The sequence below is a fragment of the Spirosoma arcticum genome, from assembly GCF_054779955.1.
This window is the reverse complement of sequence record NZ_BAAGXG010000071.1, coordinates 1-539: the sequence shown is the minus strand read 5'-3', so window position 1 is coordinate 539 and position 539 is coordinate 1. Positions and strand designations below refer to the sequence as shown.

Below are 539 nucleotides of genomic sequence, written 5' to 3'. Positions count from 1 at the left end.
GTTCGGTCGGCCTGATAATGAACTTCCACAACTCCTGCACTAAACGTTCTCGTGGTCAGCAGTTTAAGTTTATTCTTGTCCGTACCCTCTTTAAACAACGGAATGCCATTGCCCAGCACAACGGGGTAAATCTTGATCCGGTACTCGTCGATCAGGCCGAGTTGCATGAACGTTTGGGCAATGCCTGCCCCGCCAAACAGCAGGATGTGTTTACCGGGCTGTTGTTTCAACATTGCGATTTCATCAGCAATGTCTGATTTGACCAATCTCGAATTAGCCCAATCGGCGGAAGGCAAGGTTGTTGAAAAAACGATTTTGGGCGTTTTCTCAATCCAATGAGCAAAATCGATTTCATTTTGCGGGCTTTTCGGGTTGGTGGCAGCCGCCGGCCAATACTGCTCAAACTCCTGATACGCAGCCCGACCGAATAAGACACTATCCGTCGTAGCGAGCAGTTCGTCAATGTTCTGCCAGAGTTCATCGTTGATAAACATCCACTCCAAATCGCCGTTTGGGCCTTGTATAAAGCCGTCGAGCGA

At 49.0% G+C, this 539-nt stretch carries 1 protein-coding gene; it reads right to left on the bottom strand.

What is annotated here, in order from left to right; genetic code table 11:
* The coding region (locus ACYVHB_RS32935) for a dihydrofolate reductase family protein (RefSeq protein ID WP_461056343.1) at positions 1 to 539 on the bottom strand (539 nt) is incomplete at both ends.